Genomic DNA, 17,497 nt, shown 5'->3' with positions numbered 1-17,497 from the left:
TCCCTCAACCGCACGAAGACCATGTCTCGCACCCTTTTCGTCACCACCGCCCTGCCCTACGCCAACGGATCCTTCCACATCGGCCACATCATGGAGTACATCCAGGCCGACATCTGGGTGCGTTCGATGCGAATGGCGGGCCACACGGTGCACTTCGTGGGTGCGGACGACGCGCATGGCGCGCCGATCATGCTGAAGGCGGAAAAGGAAGGCATCACGCCGCAGGCCCTGGTGGCGCGCTACGCCGCCGAGCGCCCGCAGTACCTGAACGGCTTCCATATCCGCTTTGACCACTGGCACTCGACCGATTCGGCCGAGAACGTGGCGCTGTCGCAGGACATCTACCGCGCGCTGAAAGCGCAGAACCTGATCGAGACGCGCTCGATCGAGCAGTTCTACGACCCGGTCAAGGGCATGTTCCTGGCCGACCGCTACATCAAGGGCGAATGCCCCAAGTGCCACGCCAAGGACCAGTACGGCGATTCCTGCGAAGTCTGCGGCGCGGTCTATGCGCCCACCGAACTGATCAATCCGTATTCGGCCCTGACCGGCGCCACGCCGGTGCTGAAGTCCTCCGATCACTTCTTCTTCAAGCTGTCCGATCCGCGCTGCGTGGAATTCCTGCAGCAATGGACCACGGGCGCCAACGCCGCCGGCGGCAAGCACCTGCAGCCGGAAGTGCTGGCCAAGACCCGCGAATGGCTGGGCGCCGATGACGGCGAAGCCAAGCTGGGCGACTGGGACATCTCGCGCGACGCGCCCTATTTCGGCATCGAGATCCCCGACGCGCCGGGCAAGTACTTCTACGTCTGGCTGGACGCGCCGGTGGGCTACCTGGCCTCGCTCAAGTCCTATTGCGACAAGGCCGGCCTGGATTTCGACGCGCTGCTCGACCCGAACGGCAACACCGAACAGGTCCACTTCATCGGCAAGGACATCATCTATTTCCACGCCCTGTTCTGGCCCGCCATGCTGAAGTTCGCCGGCCGCAAGACGCCGGACGCGCTGAACGTGCACGGCTTCATCACCGTCAGCGGCGAGAAGATGTCCAAGAGCCGCGGCACCGGCATCTCGCCGCTGCGCTATCTGGAACTGGGCATGAACGCCGAGTGGATGCGCTATTACATCGCCGCCAAGCTGAACGCCCGCGTTGAAGACATGGACTTCAACCCCGAGGACTTCATCGCCCGCGTCAACAGCGACCTGATCGGCAAGTACGTCAACATCGCCAGCCGCGCGGCCAGCTTCATCACCAAGCATTTCGACGGCCAGCTGGCCTATGCCGGCGACGCCGCCGCGCTGTCGGCCGAGTACGCCGAGCAGGCCGAATCGATCCGCGCCGCCTTCGAGGCGCGCGAGTACAACCGCGCCATCCGCGAGATCATGGCCTGCGCCGACCGCATCAACCAGGCGTTCGACACCGCCCAGCCCTGGGTGCTGGCCAAGGGCATCGGCAGCGCCGACGCCGCGCAGAAGGCCGCGCTGCAGGACATCTGCTCGCGCTCGCTGGCCGGCTTCAAGGCCCTGTCCGTGATGCTGGCCCCGGTGCTGCCGGAACTGACCGACCGCGTCGCGCGCGAGCTGTTCGGCGCGCAGGCCGGCTTTGTCTGGGCCGACGCCGCCGCGCTGCCGCAGACCGTGGCGCCGTTCAAGCACCTGATGCAGCGCGTCGAGCCGCAAATGCTGGAAGACCTGTTCGAACCGCCCGCGCCTCCCGCCGTGATCCCCGGCGGCGAGCCGCTGGCCGAGACCATCTCCATCGACGACTTCGCCCGCGTCGACCTGCGCATCGCGCAGATCGTCAACTGCGAGCACGTCGAAGGCTCGACCAAGCTGCTGCGCCTGACGCTGGACGTGGGCGAAGGCCGCCACCGCAACGTGTTCTCCGGCATCAAGTCGGCCTACCAGCCCGAAGACCTGATCGGCAAGCTGACCGTGATGGTGGCCAACCTGGCCCCGCGCAAGATGAAGTTCGGCGTGTCCGAAGGCATGGTGCTGGCCGCCAGCCACGCCGACGAGTCGGTGGATGCCGGCATCTACGTGCTGGAGCCCTTCCCCGGCGCCAAGCCCGGCATGCGCGTGCGCTGACGCGGCGCCGGCCCGGCGATAAAAAAAACCCGCCTCGAGGCGGGTTTTTTCTTGATCGCGCCAGGTGCGCGGCGGCTCAGGCCCGGCTGGGCGCCAGCGCCGGATCCAGCGACACGCGCTCGTCGAACACGAAGCACTTGCCCTCGTAGCCCGGCCCGCCGGTCTCCTCGAAATACTTGAGGATGCCGCCCTCGAGCTGGTAGACGTGATCGATACCGGCCTCGTTCATGTAGATGGCGGCCTTCTCGCAGCGGATGCCGCCGGTGCAGAAGCTGACCACGGTCTTGCCTTGCAGCTCGTCGCGGTGTGCCTGCACAGCGTCCGGGAACTGGGTGAAGCGCTCGATGCGCCAGTCGATGGCATTCCTGAACGTGCCCTCGTCGACCTCGAAGGCGTTGCGCGTGTCCAGCATCACAACCGGGCGACCGGCATCGTCCGCGCCCTGCGCCAGCCAGCGCGCCACCGTGCGCGCGTCCACCGCCGGCGCGCGACCGGCCTCGGGGCGGATGGCCGGATGGTTCATGCGGATGATCTCGCGCTTGATCTTCACCAGCAGCTTGCGAAACGGCACCGCGTCGCTGTAGCTGTACTTCGGCTCCAGGTCGGCGAAGCGCGCATCCGCGCGCAGCGCGGCCAGGAAAGACTCGATGCCTGCGGACGCGCCCGCCAGGAACAGATTGATGCCTTCCCCGGCCAACAGGATCGTGCCCTTCAGTCCGTCCTCGCGCGCGCGGGCCAGCAGCGTTTCCCGCAACTCGGGCAAGCCGTCGAGCGAGACGAATTTGTAGGCGGAGATATTGGCAACGGAAGACATGGGCGTAGCGTGGCAAGGCCGGCGCGGCATGCGCGGGCCGCGAAAATGCGGAATGCGCGGGAGCCGCCATCATAATCGCTGGCGGGCCCGCGTCCGGGCCGGGGCCTCAGCGCCGCACCGGCTCCTGCTCGACCACCGCGTCCAGCACCCATTTCAAGCCGGAGGCATCGGCCGGCGGATTCGGATCGCGCACTTCGACCACGCGCAGCCGATAGCGCACGCCCGGCTGGAAATTGAAGCCGGTGATGTCGCCATACCAGAGCTGCCAGGGCTGGGCCGCGCTGTCGCGCACCTGGTAGCACATGGCGCGGCCGGCGCCGGCACTGCAAGGCACGCGCTCGGAATCGACGTACACGAGCTTTTTCGGGCCCATCTGGCCGCCGGTCGCCGGATCGATGCGGCGGCCGAAATCCAGCGTGTCGCCCGAGGACAGCAGCAGCGTCAGGCGGCGCGGATTGCCGGTGTTGTCCAGCGTGCTGGACGTGATGCGCGTCAGGCCGTCGAGGAAGTCCTGTTCCAGTCGCATGGCTTCCGGATTGCAGGCCATCATGGTGGACACCGGATGCGAGCGCACGATCAGCAGCCCGTTGGCCACCGTGTAGGGCGCGTTGTACTGGTTGCAGCCGCCAAAGCCGCTGACCACGGGCGCGCCCTTGTCATGGATGAAGCTGATCGTGACGGGCCGCGAGGTCTGCGACGGATGGGGAATCTGGCGCAAGGCGCCGCCGGGCCGCGTCCAGCGGGCCAGGTCCCAGCTGGTCTGCGCGTACACGTCGGACGCGGCGGCGGGCTGGAAGCGCGGATCCTGCGCGCCCGGGCCGCGCGGCGGCGACGCGCAAGCGGCAAGACCGACGGCAAGCGCGCAGGGAGCGAGCCAACGCAAGCTGGAGGATATGGACATGGAAGATCTCCCGAAATCGGCGTGAGGCGCACTGAGCCAGCGGTGCGCCATTGTAGGCACGGCGCAAGAACGCCGCGCGCACGGAAAACAGACTGAAACGCCTGGTCACCAGGCCGGCGGCGCGGCCCCGCGCGCCAGGGGCTCCAGGCGCGCCACTTGCGCCAGCCTCTGCCGCCAGCCCCCGGCGGCCGGGCCACGCGGCACCGGCCCGCCATCGCCGCTCAGGGCGTGGGGGGATCCTCGCGCCGCACGAACTCCAGCACATCGCCGCCGCGCAGGTTGAAGGTCAGGTGGCGGGGCGCCCCGCCGTTGTCGAGCGTGAAGGTATCGATGCTGCCCAGGCCGCGCAGGTAGTCCGCTTCCAGGCCGGCTCGCTCCGGCGTCGGGCAGGCCATGCGCGTGGCCGCCGGCGCGTCGATGCGCAGCCTGCCGCCCTCGATCCTGTAGGTGCCCATGTAGCGGTTGCAACCGGCGAAGCCATTGACGCGGTATTGCTTGCCCTGGGCCAGGAACACCAGCTTCACGGGCTCGCCGTTGTCGCCATGGGGAATGTCGCGCAGCGCGCCGCCGGGCTGGACCCAGCGCACCAGTTCCCAGGCGGTCTGCGCCAGCGAATCCGCGCTGCTGGCCGCGTTGGCGGCGGCCGCCCCTTGTGGACGGGCGCCGCCGGATCCCGCGCATCCCGCCAGCGCCAGGGCCAGCAAGCCCATGCCTAGCAGGCGGCCGGGCAAGAACTGAGTATTGGGCATGGGCGAAACCTCCGGTTGATTGCACACCCCCAGACTGTAACCGGCATCGTTCGCCCCTGTCCCGCGGCCCGCCCCTAAGCCCTACACCCGAGTGCCAAAGCGGGAGTCCGGCGCGCGGCGGGCAAGCCAAAGGATCGGGTACCGGGCCTTATGCCTCATGGCGCGCGGCGACGCCGGCGCGCAGAATCGCCTGAACTCCGGCCTTGGCATCGCTTCCTGAGCGGCTGCCATGGGGCGACTGCGGCGGGCCGGCAATGCCCGCGCAACGCGCCGGAGCACGCGAAACAGGCTGCGGAGACATCCCGATGGGCTTTCTGAGAACCTTGCTGGCGCTGTCGGTGGTCCTGGACCACCTGGGCGGCGGCGCGGCCGACAAGCTGGTCGGCGGACGCCTTGCGGTGCAGCTGTTCTATGTGATCTCCGGTTTCCTGATTTCCTACGTGCTGACCGGCACCGACCGCTACCAGGGCGCGACGGGGCATTTCTACGCCAACCGGCTGCTGCGCCTGTTTCCGGTCTACCTGACGGTCGCGGCGCTGACCCTGGCCGCCTACGCCGCGGGCGATGGCAGCTTTTTCCGTCTCTACGACGACCTGCCCCTGTCGGCCCAGCTGTTCCTGATCCTGTCCAATCTTTTCATCGTGGGGCAGGACTGGCTGATGTTCTTCGGCATCGAGCATTCCACCCTGCTCTTCACCGGCAGTTTCGCGCACAGCGACGTGCCGCTATATCAGGGGCTGCTGGTGCCGCAGGCCTGGACGCTGGGCGTGGAGATCACGTTCTATCTGATCGCGCCCTTCGTCCTGCGGTCGCCGCGCAGGCTGCTCGCGCTGCTGGCGGCCTCGCTGGTCTTGCGGGCGGTGCTGATCGCCACCGGCGTCGGGTTGAGCGATCCCTGGACCTATCGCTTCTTTCCCGCCGAGCTGGCGCTGTTCCTGGCCGGCGCGCTGTCGCACCAGGTGCTGCTGCCGCGCTGGCAGGCGCTGACGCGCCGCTGGCACCGGCTGCCGGAATTGGGCGTCGCCATCCTTGTGGCGTACTGCTGCGCACACTTCCTCATCGGGCTGAACCACAACCTGCGCGACGCGCTGGCGGTACTGCTGTTCGCGGCGCTGCTGCCGCTGGCCTTCCTGTTCCAGGCGCGATACCGGCTGGACAAGGCGATCGGAGAGCTGAGCTACCCGATCTATATCTGCCATGCCCTGGTGATCCTGTTCTTCGACTGGCTGCTCGACGGCGCCAGCGCACGCCAGCCCGCGCTTTTCGATGCGCTGGTGCTGACCGGCTGCATCGGCTTCGCGGCCCTGCTCAACGCCCTGATCGCCGATCCCGTCGAACGCTTGCGCGTCCGGCTGCGCGCCGGTGGCCGGGAGGATCTGTCCGTCGATCCACGGCCCGCGGCAAGCCTGCCCGCCGCGCCGCGCCAGCGGCGCGTGAACCCTATTCGCCGCGCGCCTTGATGTACGCGGCCAGCACCTGCTCGATCTGGCGCTTTTCCTGAGTGCTCAGGCGCGCATAGGTGGCATAGGAAACGGTTTCGAACGGCCAGGGCGGCGGCGGCACGTCGGGCTCGCCCGCGCTGGCGGCGGGCTCGGCCGGCTCCGGACTGAACATCGGGCCTTCCCCGGCGCTCAGCCACATGGGGCTGACCCGCAGCGCGCGGGTCAGCTTGATCAGGGCCTCGCTGGACGGCTGGAGGCGTTGGCCGCTTTCATAGTTGCCGATGGCGCTTTGCGACAGGTTGCTCGCGACCGCCAAGTCCTTTTGTGTCCATCCCTGTAGCATCCTCGCGTTGCGCAGACGATGGCTAAACGTGTCCAATCGATCAACCTGAGCCATTAATTTGAATTTATTTATTTGATTAAAACATCTCAATACTGCTGCCAAACAAACGGATTACACCCCAATTTCCGGGCTAATCCGCAAATCTCGCAACGCCTCCTCTTCCGCCCGTCCGCCGCCAGCCCTGGCGCCTCCCTCCCGCTATCCCCGTCTTCGAAAAAGCGCTATCTATCAGCGGCTTGCGCAGGCGCTCCGGCGGCCGGCGCGGGGCCGGGCCATGGGCCGGATCCGGCGAGAGTGTAGGAGTTTGGATGTGCCAAAAATAGAAAATAATGTATCGGTAATACTTAATATCGCATCGTTGCAATCGCAGGATAAAACAGCGTTTCAATGGATTTGGGCGGATTTGAGCAATCGCATCTGTTACCGCTAGAAACTACAGAAACTTATCTTCACAAAAAAACACGCCCGTGTTTAAATGAAACACGGGCGTGACTTCCAAGCAGTACCGGGTCATCGGCGGCCAAAGGCGCAGAACGCCAGGCCATGCGCCGCCCGGACCCCGTGCCTGCCAGCCGGCAACCGCAGCCGGAACGCGGACCTTTTCCGCCATCCGTGCAACCACTCGCCCGCATTCCAACAACACCGCCACGCTTGCGACGCCGAGCGGACGGCACAGGGAGAGGGGCATGACACGCAAGGATCGGACTGCACGGGCAAGAAGCCATCGCCACCGGGCCATGGACGACCGACAGACCGCCGGCGCCTCGGCCGGATCCCTTGCCTTCCGGGCGGATACCATCCGGTAACGCCCGCGCCCCCTTTCCATGCGGCGACTGCGCCGCGCAGTCTCATTGGAAGCATCAATGAACAACACGCTGGATGTCATTTTCCTGGGCAAGGACGACGCCAGGCATGCCAGACTGATCGAGGCGCTGTCCCATCTGGGCTTCAACGTGCGCCGCTGCCACGAACTGGTCGATGTGTACGAGCGCTACTCCCGGCGCCCGAGCCCGCTGGTGGTGCTGGAAGCGCCGCTGCCCGACGTGCACAACGCGGCCGTGCGGTTGCGCGGCATCGACCGGGGCCTGGGCATCGTCGCCATCGCCGCCTTCCCCGACGCCGAAAGCCGGATACGCACGCTGCTGTGCGGCGCCGACGCCTGCCTGTCGCCCGAGGTCAGCGGACTGGAGCTGGCCGCGGTCTTGCAGGCGCTGGTGCGGCGCGCGGCCGGCATGGACGCCGAGCCGGGCGAGATTCCGGCCAACGGAGAGCCGCCCAGCGACGCATGGCGGCTGGCCAACAAGGGCTGGACCCTGATCAGCCCGGGCGGACGCACCATGGGCCTGACCACCGGGGAGCGTGATTTCCTGTCGCGCCTGGTGCATGCGCCTGATCGCAAGGTCAGCCGCGATGCCTTCTATGCCGACGGCGCGGACGACGCCGACGGCGGCGTCACGCGCCGTCGCTTTGTCGACGTCATGATCAGCCGCCTGCGCCGCAAGGCCACGGCCAACCACATGACCCTGCCCATCCGCGCGGTGCACGGCTGGGGCTATATGTTCGCGGCCGACATCAAGCTGGACCTGGACGAGCGCGCGCAGGCCGACGATGGCGCCGAAGAATGGCGACGCGATACGGCGGTCGCGAACGCGCCGTCATACTGAATACAATCTGGGAGGGGAATCTGCGCAAACCCGGGATGGGTCCGCGTCCGGAAGCGACAAGGCAGGAAGCGGGCGAAAAAAACGCGGCGCTGCCCCGAAGGTAAGACGCCGCGCTAAAACAACACGTGAACAGGAGCCATCAGCCGGCACTGATGCCTTCTACCTGGATCACGCGATTCCAACATTCGTGCCTCACTACTCACGCTCGGAGTGAACCGTGAGTCAGTGCGGGGTCTCTAGTCCCCGCCCCGACCGCTGCGTGCAATACACGGGAAATCGTCCGCCTTGCTGCTGGCGGGCTTTTCGCCCGTATCAGCGGCGTTCCTTTCGGATCGCAGCGTGATGTAGGAAGTTTAGGACCAGGCTCGGATTTATCGTAATTCTTTGTTGATAGCCTTCCATACATAATAGGTATAGCGGCAGACCTTACGCACCGTCCTAAAATGGGCGGCATCGACAATCCCCGGTCCCACGCCCTTGTCTTCCATCCCGCTCCTGCGGCGGCTGCGCAAGCTGACGTCGCTGTTCCCGTCCAACTGGTGCCTGGCCTTCCTCGTCGCGCTGGATGGCTACGCGTTCATGCATCCGGTGCTGCGCGAAGTGCAGGCGCGCGAATACTCGTTCTGGCTGGCGCTGAACAACTGGCAGGAGATCATGCAAGTGGTCGGGCTGCTGGAGATCCCGCGGCTGGTGCTGGGCGTGGGCCTGCAGGTGATCGCGCTGGGACTGATCCTGAAGGCCCGCATCGCCTGGGCCTTCTCGCTGGTGCTGCTGATCGGCGTGGGCACCTTCGCCATCCTCGGCGACGGCGGACACGCCGGCCTGGGCATCTATACGCTGGTGCTGATCCTGGCGCTGATGACCTACTGGCGCCGCTTCGACCGGGCCAGCGTCACGGCGGGCTCGCTGTTCGCCCTGGTCAGCGTGCTGTCGCTGCTGATCTACGCGGTGTTCGGCACGCTCTACCTGGGCGATGAATTCAATCCGCCCGTCCACGACGCCGGCACCGCGCTGTACTTTTCCATCGTGTCCATGTCGACGGTGGGCTATGGCGACATCACGCCGCACTCGGGCGCGGCCAGGCTGTTCACCGCGTCGATTATCATCCTCGGCATCACGGTGTTCGCCACCTCCGTCAGCGCCATCGCCGGCCCGGTGATCGGCGGCAACCTGAAGCGCCTGGTCAAGGGCCGATTCTCCACCGCCATGAGAAAGAACCACATCATCATCGCGGGCGCGACGCCGCTGGCGCTCAGCGTCTACGACGGGCTGCGCAGGCGCGGCGACGAAGTCACCGTCATCGTGCCCGCCGGCGTGCCGCAGGAATACCCGGCGACGGCCGACCTCATCGAAGGCGATCCGTCCAGCGTCGAGGTGCTGCGCGCCGCCGGCGTGACCCGCGCCCGCTACGTGCTGGCGCTGCGCGACGACGATGCTGAAAACGCCTTCATCGTGCTGGCCACCCAGGAAGCCACCGCCGGCCAGGGCGCCAAGACGGTCGCGTTGGTCAACACCAGCAAGCATCTGGAAAAAATCCGGCGCGTGCGGCCGGACATGGTGTTCTCGGTGCAGCTGCTGGGCGCGGAGCTGCTGGCCCGCGCCATCAACGGCGAGCCGTTGGACAGCCAGGCCATCACCGATCTGTTCTTCGCCAAGGCCGGCCCGGCCGCCGCCGAACCGGCCTGACGCCAGGCCGCCCCGCTCACTCGCAGCGGTACACGTTGCCCGTCAAGGTCACGTTGGTCTGCTCCGAATGATCCTTGTGGCCGGTCTGTCCGGCCCGCTGCGTCAGCAGATACACGACGTTGCCGCCCATCGCCGCCGCGCGATTCTTCAGGTCATTGCGGGCGCCCGTCTCCAGGTCGGCATTGGACGTGATCGCGCCCCGCAGGAAATCGCCCTGACTGCCGGTCACGTCGCCGAGGAACGCGCAGCCCTTGCCGGGCTCGTTGTGCGTGATGCGCACGTTGCTCGCGGCCCCGGGGGCCAGCGGCGTGGGCGCGCAGGCCGCGAGGGCGCAGGCGGAAAGCAACAGGATCAGCGACCGGACATGGCGGCGGCACTGCGGACTTTGCATGATGATCATCCATCGTAGGGGCGTGTGAAACCGCCGCGCCATGCTGCATGCATGCGCGGACGGCGTTGGGGAACAGGGGGAATCAGTCGAGGCGGAAATCGAAGCCGGCGTCCGCCGCGGCCATGCCGGCGGCCTCGTCCGGCACGTACTCCAGCAGATCGCCGGGCTGGCACTGCAGCACTTCGCAGATGCGGGCCAGCGTATCGAAGCGGATGCCCTTGACCTTGCCCGACTTGAGCAGGGAAAGGTTGGGTTCGGTGATGCCGATCTCCTGCGCGAGCTGGCGCGCCTTCATCTTGCGCTGCGCCAGCACCACGTCGAGCCTGACCACGATCGCCATCAGATGAACCCCCGGTTCTCTTCGGCCACGTGCGCCGCTTCTTCCATGGCCCAGGCCAGCGCGAACAGCAGGCCGCCGAGCAGGCCCAGCAGAATGTCTTCCAGCTGGATGTGGATGAGCATGTGGGGCTCGCCGGGCGCGCTCCAGGTGAACAACAGCACCAGCAGCATCTTCACCAGCGGCGAGCACAACGCGAACAGCGTGATGAGCAATGCGATGCCGCGCAGGCGACGGGCCGTGGCCGAGGTCAGCACCTCGCCGCGCGCGAAGTCGCCAAACATCGCATGGGCATGCGCGATGCCGCGCAGCACCAGCGCCAGTTGCAGTCCCAGCAATGAGAAGCCCGCCACCCGATAGCCCGGCCCGAGCTGCAACGCGGGCGCGCGGGACGGATCGGTGATGCCCAGCAGCGCGTGCAGGCTGCGGGTCAGCGCCGCATCCGAACTCAGGAACCAGATGGCCACGGCCAGGACGACGAACAGGATGGCCGTGGCCGCGAGCAGCCAGCGCATGCAGCGCGAGAGGCGGCGGATGCGCGCCATGCGACGAGCGCCATCGCTGATGGCCGCGGCCGACTGCTGCGTGGGGAAATGAAGCATCACGGAAAGTCCTGGCTAGCGTTGCGGAGCACTATCAATTGCTGTAGTGTAGCAAATAATTATCGTAAAACAATAATTTTTTAACCCCGAAAAGCAAGCCCTATGCGATTCCTGAAACCCATCGCCGGTCTCGCGGCGCTGGGCCTGGCGCTGCTGCTGCTCGTTCCCGCCGGCACCTCGGCTTCCGACGACGCAAGCTGCGCGCGGGCCGGCGATGGCGGCCTGCGCCTGCGGGTTCAATGGTCCCTGAGCAACCGCTATTCGCCGCTTGGCCTGCCCCGCTTGACGCTGGAACGCGGACCCGCACGGCCCGCAGCGCCCTGCGTCTGCCTGCGCGACGCCGGCTAATCCGGCACGACCGGCTGCGATTGCCCCGCGTACCAGGCCACGAAATCGGCCGAACGCAAAGGCCGGGAAAACAGATAGCCCTGGATGAAGGCCACGCCGCGCTCGGTCAGGTAGTCGAACTGGAAACGCTGTTCCACGCCTTCAGCCACCACCGACAGGCCCAGCCGGTGCGCCAGCATGATGATCACGTCCAGCACCGGCGCCTCTTCGCCATCCGGCTGGATGGCATGCACGAAGCCCTTGTCGATCTTCAGGTAGTCCACCGGAAACTTCTGCAGATAGGACAGCGAGCAATGGCCGGTGCCGAAATCGTCGATGGCCACGCGCACGCCCTCGGCGCGCAGCGTGTCGATGTTGCGGCGGGCGCGGCCGCTGTCCTCGATCAGGCTGCGCTCGGTGATTTCCAGCACCAGCAGCGGCTGGCGCGCGGCCGTCGCGGCGACGAAGGCGCGCACGTCCGGCACCAGATCCTCGCTGGACAAATGCTCGGGCGCGACGTTCACGCCCACATGAAAGCCCGGCGGCGTGTCCCATCCGCTCATGTCGCGCTCGATCAGGCCCAGCAGATGCTGGGTCAACTCGATGATCACGCCTTCCTGCTCGGCCGCCGCGATGAAGATGTCGGGCCGCACCAGCCCCGTGCCCGGACGCATCCAGCGCATCAGCGCCTCCACCCCCTCGAAGCGGCCCGTGACCTGGCTGTACACCGGCTGGTATTCCACATGGAACTCGCCCGCCGCCATCGCGCGGCGCAACTGTTCCCGGTAGGACTGGCGGCTGCGCTGCAAGCGATACGCCGCCCAGGCCAGCAGCGCGCCCGCCAGCAGCGACAAGGGCACGTAGGTCAGCAGCAGCTTCTGCCACTCCAGCCCCAGCGCCTGCGGCGGCACCACCACGCTGATGCGCAGTTTCGCGCCGTTCATGCTGTCGGTCGTCTCCTGGTACACGGGCTCGACGTTCCCCGCCCAGTCCGTCCAGGACGCGCTGCGTATCGGCGCCCCTTCCCCCAGCGTCAGCTCGATCTGGAAACTGCCCAGGGTCGCGACCGAATTGATGATGTCCTGCAGGTTGCGCGCATCGACCACCACCGCGCCGCTGCGGCCATCCCGGCCCGGCACGCCCAGCAGGATGGCGGGCCGGTCGGGCGCCATCGGCGTGCCCTGCGCGGTATACAGCCAGCCGGCAGGCGTCATGCTGCGCGGCCAGCGGTGGAATTCGGTGATGCTGTAGTCCGTCGCGCCGACCGCCGACGAACAGTAGATGCGGTCGTCCTGCGCCAGGATCAGCGCGCGAACGTATGGATTCAACGTGGCCCAGCGCTGCATGGTGGGCAGGGCCTCGTCGCAGTCCTTGGCCGTGAGGTCCACCAGGCGCACCAGCAGCTCGCGCGCCTGGGTCAGGATGGTGCCGGTCTGCACCCGCACCACGCCGGCCGCGGTCGACGCTTCCTTGCGCACCTCGCCGACTGCGTGAAACCAGCTCCAGCCCACACAGAGCAGGACAGGCAGCACCAAGGCCAGCGCAACGGGCAGGAAGCGCCACGATGACACGCGGGCAGTCATTCCCGATGTAGGCAAGCCGCCCCCTCTTGTGGATAAGGATGAAAGAATCGTAGCGTCCGGCGACAGCATACGACACCATGTTCAAGACGGTGTCAAACCGGGCGCGGATTCCTCTACCTGTCGCCGACCCGTGCTGGCGCGCCGGCCTGGCCGTCGCCCGCTTCCAGCAGTTCGCCGATCAGCGCCGCGTGGGCGCGCCTGCGGGCGGCCATGTCGATGCGCTCCTGGGGCCCGAGCAGGATGCAGGCCACCATGGTGTGCACGATGGGCGACAGCAGCAGCCAGGGGTGTTCCTGCGCCACGCCGCCCGCGCACAGCCCGCGCGCCCGCGCCCGCTCCAGCAGGCGCGCCAGGCAGGCCTGCTGGGCATCGGTGGTCTCGCGCCGCCAGCGCGCGGCCAGCTGCGGCACGCGGGCGCTTTCGGCCAGCAGCAGCCGCATGGCGCTGATCATGGCCGGATTGGCCAGGCTGACATAGAGCTGGTCGACGATGCGTTCAGCCAGATCGCGCGTGGACGAGGCGCCGTCCACCGCCGCCTCCACGTCCAGCGGCACCGGGCTCAGGTGACGCGCGATCAGCGCCTCGAACACCGCTTCCTTGCTGGAGAAATGCGCGTACAGCCCGCCCTTGGACAGGCCCGCGCGCAGCGCGATGTCGTCCATCCTCGCGCCCGCGTATCCCGAAGCCGAAAACTCCTGCAGCGCCGCGTCAAGTATCTGCGCGACCCGCAAAGCCGGCGCAAGCCGGCGCCGCTGAGTCCCCATGGCCCCACTCCTGAACAGAACGGGTCCATTAAAAACCGACTGGCCGGTCGCTAACTTGACTTTGATCAAGGATTGATCAGGGCCGCCTGGGCACAATGACAGCAAGATCCTGCCGGCGGCGCAAGCCCGCCGGCGTCCTGGAGCAGGCATGCCGACCTCATCCGATTCCGCATGTGCAAGCAACGCGAACACGCTGGACACGGCCGCGCGCGCCGCGATGGCCCGCTGGACCGGCGGCCTGTCGCCGGCGGCCGGCCTGCTGGCCTGGACGGACTGGGCCGCGCACCTGGCCTGCGCCCCGGGCAAGCAGGCGGAACTGGCCAGCCTGGCATTCGGCCAGGCCGCGCAGCTGGGCCGCCATCTGCTGCCCGCCACGGCGACCTCGACGCCGGACGCCCCCGCCACCCGCGACCGCCGCCATGCCGATGAAGGCTGGCGCCAATGGCCCTACAACCTGTGGAGCGAGGGCTTCCTGGCGGCCCGGCAGTGGTGGGAACAGGCCACGCAGGGCGTGCCCGGCGTGGAACCCCATCACGCGCAGCTGGCGGCCTTTGCGGCGCGCCAGTGGCTGGACCTGCTGTCGCCGGGCAACCAGATCGCCGGCAACCCCGAAGTGATGCGCCAGACCTGGCAGGAAGGCGGCGCCAACCTGCTGCGCGGCGCCGCCCACGCCTGGGAGGACGCGACGCGCGCGCTGGCCAACCAGCCGCCCGCGGGCGCCGGCGCCTACATCCCTGGCAAGCAGGTCGCCGTCACGCCCGGCAAGGTGGTGTGGCGCAACCGGCTGATGGAGCTGCTGCAGTACAGCCCCGCCACCACGACCGTGCGCCCCGAGCCCGTGCTGATCGTGCCGGCCTGGATCATGAAGTACTACATCCTGGACCTGTCGCCACACAACTCGCTGATCGCCTACCTGGTGAGCCAGGGTCATACGGTGTTTTGCATTTCCTGGAAGAACCCCGACGCGCAGGACCGCGAGCTGGGCATGGACGACTATCTCGCGCTCGGCATCCGCGAGGCGCTGGACGCCATCGATGCCATCGTGCCCGGCGCGCGCGTGCACGCGGCCGGCTACTGCCTGGGCGGCACGCTGCTGGCCATCGCCGCCAGCGCCATGGCGCGCGACGGCGACGCGCGCCTGGCCAGCCTGAGCCTGCTGGCCGCGCAGACCGACTTCAGCGAGCCGGGCGAGCTGGCGCTGTTCATCGACGAAAGCCAGGTCAGCCTGCTGGAGGCGCAGATGGCGCGCACCGGCTACCTGACCTCGCGGCAGATGGCCGGCGCCTTCCAGATGCTGCGGTCCTATGACCTGCTGTGGTCGCGCATGGTCAACGAATATCTGCTGGGCCGGCGCGCGCCCATGTCGGACCTGATGGCCTGGAATGCCGACGCCACCCGCATGCCCGCGCGCATGCACGGCCAATACCTGCGCCAGCTGTTCCTGCACAACGACCTGGCGACCAACCGATACCTGGTCGACGGCCGCCCGGTGATGCTGCGCGACCTGCGGCTGCCGCTGTTCTGCGTGGGCACCGAGAACGACCACGTGGCGCCGTGGCGCTCCGTGTTCAAGCTGCACGACCTGACGCAGGCGCCGCTGGATTTCGTGCTGACCAGCGGCGGCCACAACGCCGGCATCGTCAGCGAACCCGGCCACCCGCGCCGCCGCTACCGCAGCCTGGCGCGCCCCGTCGGCGGCGCCACGCTGACGCCGGACGAGTGGCTGCAGGCCGCGCCCGCGCACGAAGGCTCGTGGTGGCCGGCATGGACGGGCTGGCTTGCCGGCCTTTCCGGCAAGCCCCGCAAGCCGCCCGCCCTGGGCGCGCCGCGCCGCGGCTATCCCGTGCTGGCGGACGCGCCCGGCGCCTATGTCTTGGAGAAAGAGGAATGACCCCAGTCCTGCCCGCCCGTCCGGCATCGGCGCGCGTGCTGCGCGCGCTAGGCGCGGCGCTGCTGCCGCTGCTGGCGGGCGGCTGCCTGTCCATGGCGCCCGATTACCAGCGCCCCGCCGCGCCGGTGCCCACGGCCTACGAGCAGGCGCCCACGGCGGGCGCCGAGGCCCCGGCGGCGGCGACCGTCGGCTGGCGCGACTACTACACCGACCCGATCCTGCAGGACCTGATCGACGGCGCGTTGCGCAACAACCGCGACCTGCGCACGGCGCTGCTGCGCGTCGAGGAAGCGCGCGCGCTCTACGGCATCCAGCGCGCCGACCAGTTCCCCACGATAGGCGTGCAGGCCGACGGGTCGCGCGCCCGCGTGCCGGGCGACCTGAACCTGACGCGCCAGCCGCAGATCAGCAGCCAGTACCAGGTCGGCATCGGCATGGCGAGCTGGGAGCTGGATTTCTGGGGCCGCGTGCGCAGCCTGAAGGACGCCGCGCTGCAAAACTACCTGGCCTCCGACGCCGCCGCGCGGGCCGCCACGCTCAGCCTGATCACGCAGGTGGCCGACGGCTACCTGACGCTGCGCGAGCTGGACGAGCGCCTGGCGCTGACGCGCGCGACCATCGCCTCGCGCGCCGAATCGCTGCGCATCTTCAAGCGCCGCTTCGAGGTCGGCGCGATCTCGCGGCTGGACCTGACCCAGGTGGAAACGCTGTGGCAACAGGCCACGGCGCTGGGCGCGGACCTGGAGCAGAGCCGCGCGGCGCAGGCCCACGCGCTGGCGCTGCTGGCGGGCGGCCCGCTCACGCTGCCGCCGGCCGGCGCGCGGCTGGACGACGCCGCCGTCATGCTTGATCTGCCGGCGGGACTGCCATCGGACCTGCTGGCCAACCGCCCCGACATCGTCGCGGCCGAGCACCGGCTAAAAGCCGCCAACGCCAACATCGGCGCCGCCCGCGCCGCCTTCTTCCCGTCCATCCCCCTGACCGGCGCCTACGGCACCGCCAGCGCCGAGCTGGACGGCCTGTTCGACAGCGGCAGCCGCGCCTGGAGCTTCGCGCCACGGCTGAGCCTGCCGATCTTCGACGCCGGCCGCCGCGCCGCCGCGCTGGACCTGGCCGAGACGCGCCGCGACCAGGCCGTGGCCGGCTACGAAAAAGCCATCCAGAGCGCCTTCCGCGACGTGTCCGACGCGCTGTCGGCGCGCCGCTGGCTGGCCGAGCAGGTGCAGGTGCTGCGCGCCACCGTCGCCGCGCAGGGCGAGCGCGCCCGGCTGGCCCAGCTGCGCTACGACCACGGCGCCTCGCCCTACCTGGAGGTGCTGGACGCGCAGCGCGACCTGCTGGCCGCGCAGCAGAAGCTGGTGCAGACGCGGCGCGCGCTGCTGTCCAGCCGCGTTGGCCTGTACGCCGCGCTGGGCGGCGGCACGCGCCCGCCCAGCGCGCCAGCAACGCCCGCCACACCCGCCACATCCGCCACATCCGCCGATGCCGCCCCGTCCGCGCCGGTTCGTGGCCAATAAACCCGAAGGATCCCCTCCCATGCGCATACCCGCCAAGAAACTGCTTCCCGCCCTGCTCGTCGTGGCCGTGGCCGGCGCCGGCTACCTGGGCTGGCGCCTGCTGGGCGACCACGGCCCCGGCGCAGGCTTCGTCAGCGGCAACGGCCGCATCGAAGCCACCGAGATCGATGTCGCCGCCAAACTGCCCGGCCGCGTGCAGGACGTGCTGGTCAAGGAAGGCGACTTCGTCGCCGCCGGCCAGCCGCTGGCGCGCATGCAGGTCGACACGCTGCAGGCCCAGCGCGCCGAGGCCGTGGCCCAGCAGCAGCGCGCGGTCCCGGCCCCAGGGGCCGCGGCGGGCCGGCCGGTGAAAGAAGGACAGGTATTGCAGGCTGCGGGCGCGCGTCGACATGGCCAGC

General features: G+C 68.5%; 17 protein-coding genes. 8 read left to right on the top strand and 9 right to left on the bottom strand.

The window, feature by feature from the left end:
• Positions 1-21 precede the first annotated feature (21 nt).
• Positions 22-2,088: a methionine--tRNA ligase gene (metG, locus tag KDH83_RS21800; protein WP_212319747.1), complete on the top strand. Its 2,067-nt coding sequence runs from the start codon at positions 22-24 to the stop codon at positions 2,086-2,088.
• Between the two features lie 76 nt (positions 2,089-2,164).
• On the opposite strand, the gene KDH83_RS21795 is transcribed toward metG, so the two are convergent.
• The 3 genes from KDH83_RS21795 to KDH83_RS21785 form a co-directional block, all read right to left on the bottom strand.
• Positions 2,165-2,902: a sulfurtransferase gene (locus KDH83_RS21795; RefSeq protein ID WP_103271134.1), complete on the bottom strand. Its 738-nt coding sequence runs from the start codon at positions 2,900-2,902 to the stop codon at positions 2,165-2,167.
• 106 nt (positions 2,903-3,008) lie between these two features.
• Positions 3,009-3,803, bottom strand: a complete 795-nt coding sequence (locus KDH83_RS21790; RefSeq protein ID WP_212319724.1) for an META and DUF4377 domain-containing protein — start codon at positions 3,801-3,803, stop codon at positions 3,009-3,011.
• Between the two features lie 221 nt (positions 3,804-4,024).
• Positions 4,025-4,552 carry an META domain-containing protein gene (locus KDH83_RS21785; RefSeq protein ID WP_212319722.1) on the bottom strand — a complete coding sequence of 176 codons (528 nt, stop codon included), beginning with the start codon at positions 4,550-4,552 and terminating at the stop codon, positions 4,025-4,027.
• Positions 4,553-4,857: 305 nt separating this feature from the next.
• Between KDH83_RS21785 and KDH83_RS21780 the strand changes: the two genes are divergently transcribed.
• Complete coding sequence (locus KDH83_RS21780; RefSeq protein WP_212319720.1) at positions 4,858-6,012, top strand: acyltransferase; 1,155 nt, start codon at positions 4,858-4,860, stop codon at positions 6,010-6,012.
• Here the strand turns inward: KDH83_RS21780 and KDH83_RS21775 are convergent.
• Positions 5,993-6,391: a helix-turn-helix transcriptional regulator gene (locus KDH83_RS21775; RefSeq protein WP_212319745.1), complete on the bottom strand. Its 399-nt coding sequence runs from the start codon at positions 6,389-6,391 to the stop codon at positions 5,993-5,995. The two genes, KDH83_RS21780 and KDH83_RS21775, sit on opposite strands and share 20 nt — an antisense overlap.
• An 809-nt stretch (positions 6,392-7,200) precedes the next feature.
• On the opposite strand from KDH83_RS21775, the gene KDH83_RS21770 reads away from it, so the two are divergent.
• Positions 7,201-8,001, top strand: coding sequence for a winged helix-turn-helix domain-containing protein (locus KDH83_RS21770; protein WP_212319719.1), 801 nt, complete (start codon positions 7,201-7,203; stop codon positions 7,999-8,001).
• Positions 8,002-8,487: 486 nt separating this feature from the next.
• Entirely contained in the window at positions 8,488-9,687 is a 1,200-nt protein-coding gene (gene kch, locus KDH83_RS21765) for a voltage-gated potassium channel protein (RefSeq protein WP_212319728.1), read from the top strand.
• Between the two features lie 16 nt (positions 9,688-9,703).
• Here kch and KDH83_RS21760 read toward each other — a convergent pair whose 3' ends face one another.
• The 3 genes from KDH83_RS21760 to KDH83_RS21750 all read right to left on the bottom strand — a co-directional run bounded on the left by KDH83_RS21760 (position 9,704) and on the right by KDH83_RS21750 (position 11,017).
• Positions 9,704-10,078 (bottom strand): DUF4156 domain-containing protein, encoded by a 375-nt coding sequence (locus KDH83_RS21760; RefSeq protein ID WP_212319717.1) that lies wholly within the window; start codon positions 10,076-10,078, stop codon positions 9,704-9,706.
• A gap of 82 nt (positions 10,079-10,160) precedes the next feature.
• Positions 10,161-10,418, bottom strand: a complete 258-nt coding sequence (locus KDH83_RS21755; protein ID WP_103271141.1) for a helix-turn-helix transcriptional regulator — start codon at positions 10,416-10,418, stop codon at positions 10,161-10,163.
• Entirely contained in the window at positions 10,418-11,017 is a 600-nt protein-coding gene (locus KDH83_RS21750; RefSeq protein ID WP_212319715.1) for a DUF2975 domain-containing protein, read from the bottom strand. The genes KDH83_RS21755 and KDH83_RS21750 overlap by 1 nt, the downstream gene beginning before the upstream one ends.
• Before the next feature lie 102 nt (positions 11,018-11,119).
• Here KDH83_RS21750 and KDH83_RS21745 point away from each other — a divergent pair, with 102 nt between their 5' ends.
• Positions 11,120-11,365, top strand: coding sequence for a hypothetical protein (locus tag KDH83_RS21745; RefSeq protein ID WP_212319713.1), 246 nt, complete (start codon positions 11,120-11,122; stop codon positions 11,363-11,365).
• Here the strand turns inward: KDH83_RS21745 and KDH83_RS21740 are convergent.
• Both KDH83_RS21740 and KDH83_RS21735 read right to left on the bottom strand, forming a co-directional pair.
• Entirely contained in the window at positions 11,362-12,915 is a 1,554-nt protein-coding gene (locus KDH83_RS21740) for an EAL domain-containing protein (protein ID WP_349291651.1), read from the bottom strand. The two genes, KDH83_RS21745 and KDH83_RS21740, sit on opposite strands and share 4 nt — an antisense overlap.
• A gap of 125 nt (positions 12,916-13,040) precedes the next feature.
• On the bottom strand, positions 13,041-13,691 hold the full coding sequence (locus KDH83_RS21735; RefSeq protein WP_212319709.1) for a TetR/AcrR family transcriptional regulator: 651 nt from the start codon (positions 13,689-13,691) through the stop codon (positions 13,041-13,043).
• A gap of 148 nt (positions 13,692-13,839) precedes the next feature.
• Here KDH83_RS21735 and KDH83_RS21730 point away from each other — a divergent pair, with 148 nt between their 5' ends.
• From KDH83_RS21730 to KDH83_RS21720, 3 genes are all read left to right on the top strand, one after another.
• On the top strand, positions 13,840-15,582 hold the full coding sequence (locus KDH83_RS21730; protein WP_212319707.1) for an alpha/beta fold hydrolase: 1,743 nt from the start codon (positions 13,840-13,842) through the stop codon (positions 15,580-15,582).
• The gene (locus KDH83_RS21725) at positions 15,579-17,099 is read left to right on the top strand and encodes an efflux transporter outer membrane subunit (protein ID WP_249205266.1); all 1,521 of its coding nucleotides are present in this window, start codon (positions 15,579-15,581) and stop codon (positions 17,097-17,099) included. The genes KDH83_RS21730 and KDH83_RS21725 overlap by 4 nt, the downstream gene beginning before the upstream one ends.
• A gap of 19 nt (positions 17,100-17,118) precedes the next feature.
• Positions 17,119-17,497 (top strand): biotin/lipoyl-binding protein (locus KDH83_RS21720; protein WP_212319706.1); only part of this gene is annotated, 379 nt, incomplete at its 3' end.

The organism is Achromobacter sp. Marseille-Q0513 (genome assembly GCF_018195695.1).
Lineage (GTDB): Bacteria > Pseudomonadota > Gammaproteobacteria > Burkholderiales > Burkholderiaceae_B > Achromobacter.
Note: the sequence above shows the minus strand (reverse complement) of the source record. Positions and strands in the feature narration are given on the sequence as shown.

Excerpts from the sequence above, each read along its gene's own strand:
- KDH83_RS21775 (WP_212319745.1), bottom strand. The coding sequence starts at position 6,391 with ATGGCTCAGGTTGATCGATTGGACACGTTTAGCCATCGTCTGCGCAAC.
- KDH83_RS21750 (WP_212319715.1), bottom strand. The coding sequence starts at position 11,017 with ATGCTTCATTTCCCCACGCAGCAGTCGGCCGCGGCCATCAGCGATGGC.
- KDH83_RS21725 (WP_249205266.1), top strand. The coding sequence starts at position 15,579 with ATGACCCCAGTCCTGCCCGCCCGTCCGGCATCGGCGCGCGTGCTGCGC.
- KDH83_RS21795 (WP_103271134.1), bottom strand. The coding sequence starts at position 2,902 with ATGTCTTCCGTTGCCAATATCTCCGCCTACAAATTCGTCTCGCTCGAC.
- KDH83_RS21780 (WP_212319720.1), top strand. The coding sequence starts at position 4,858 with ATGGGCTTTCTGAGAACCTTGCTGGCGCTGTCGGTGGTCCTGGACCAC.
- KDH83_RS21770 (WP_212319719.1), top strand. The coding sequence starts at position 7,201 with ATGAACAACACGCTGGATGTCATTTTCCTGGGCAAGGACGACGCCAGG.
- KDH83_RS21785 (WP_212319722.1), bottom strand. The coding sequence starts at position 4,552 with ATGCCCAATACTCAGTTCTTGCCCGGCCGCCTGCTAGGCATGGGCTTG.
- KDH83_RS21755 (WP_103271141.1), bottom strand. The coding sequence starts at position 10,418 with ATGGCGATCGTGGTCAGGCTCGACGTGGTGCTGGCGCAGCGCAAGATG.
- metG (WP_212319747.1), top strand. The coding sequence starts at position 22 with ATGTCTCGCACCCTTTTCGTCACCACCGCCCTGCCCTACGCCAACGGA.
- KDH83_RS21790 (WP_212319724.1), bottom strand. The coding sequence starts at position 3,803 with ATGTCCATATCCTCCAGCTTGCGTTGGCTCGCTCCCTGCGCGCTTGCC.
- KDH83_RS21730 (WP_212319707.1), top strand. The coding sequence starts at position 13,840 with ATGCCGACCTCATCCGATTCCGCATGTGCAAGCAACGCGAACACGCTG.
- KDH83_RS21760 (WP_212319717.1), bottom strand. The coding sequence starts at position 10,078 with ATGCAAAGTCCGCAGTGCCGCCGCCATGTCCGGTCGCTGATCCTGTTG.
- KDH83_RS21735 (WP_212319709.1), bottom strand. The coding sequence starts at position 13,691 with ATGGGGACTCAGCGGCGCCGGCTTGCGCCGGCTTTGCGGGTCGCGCAG.
- KDH83_RS21745 (WP_212319713.1), top strand. The coding sequence starts at position 11,120 with ATGCGATTCCTGAAACCCATCGCCGGTCTCGCGGCGCTGGGCCTGGCG.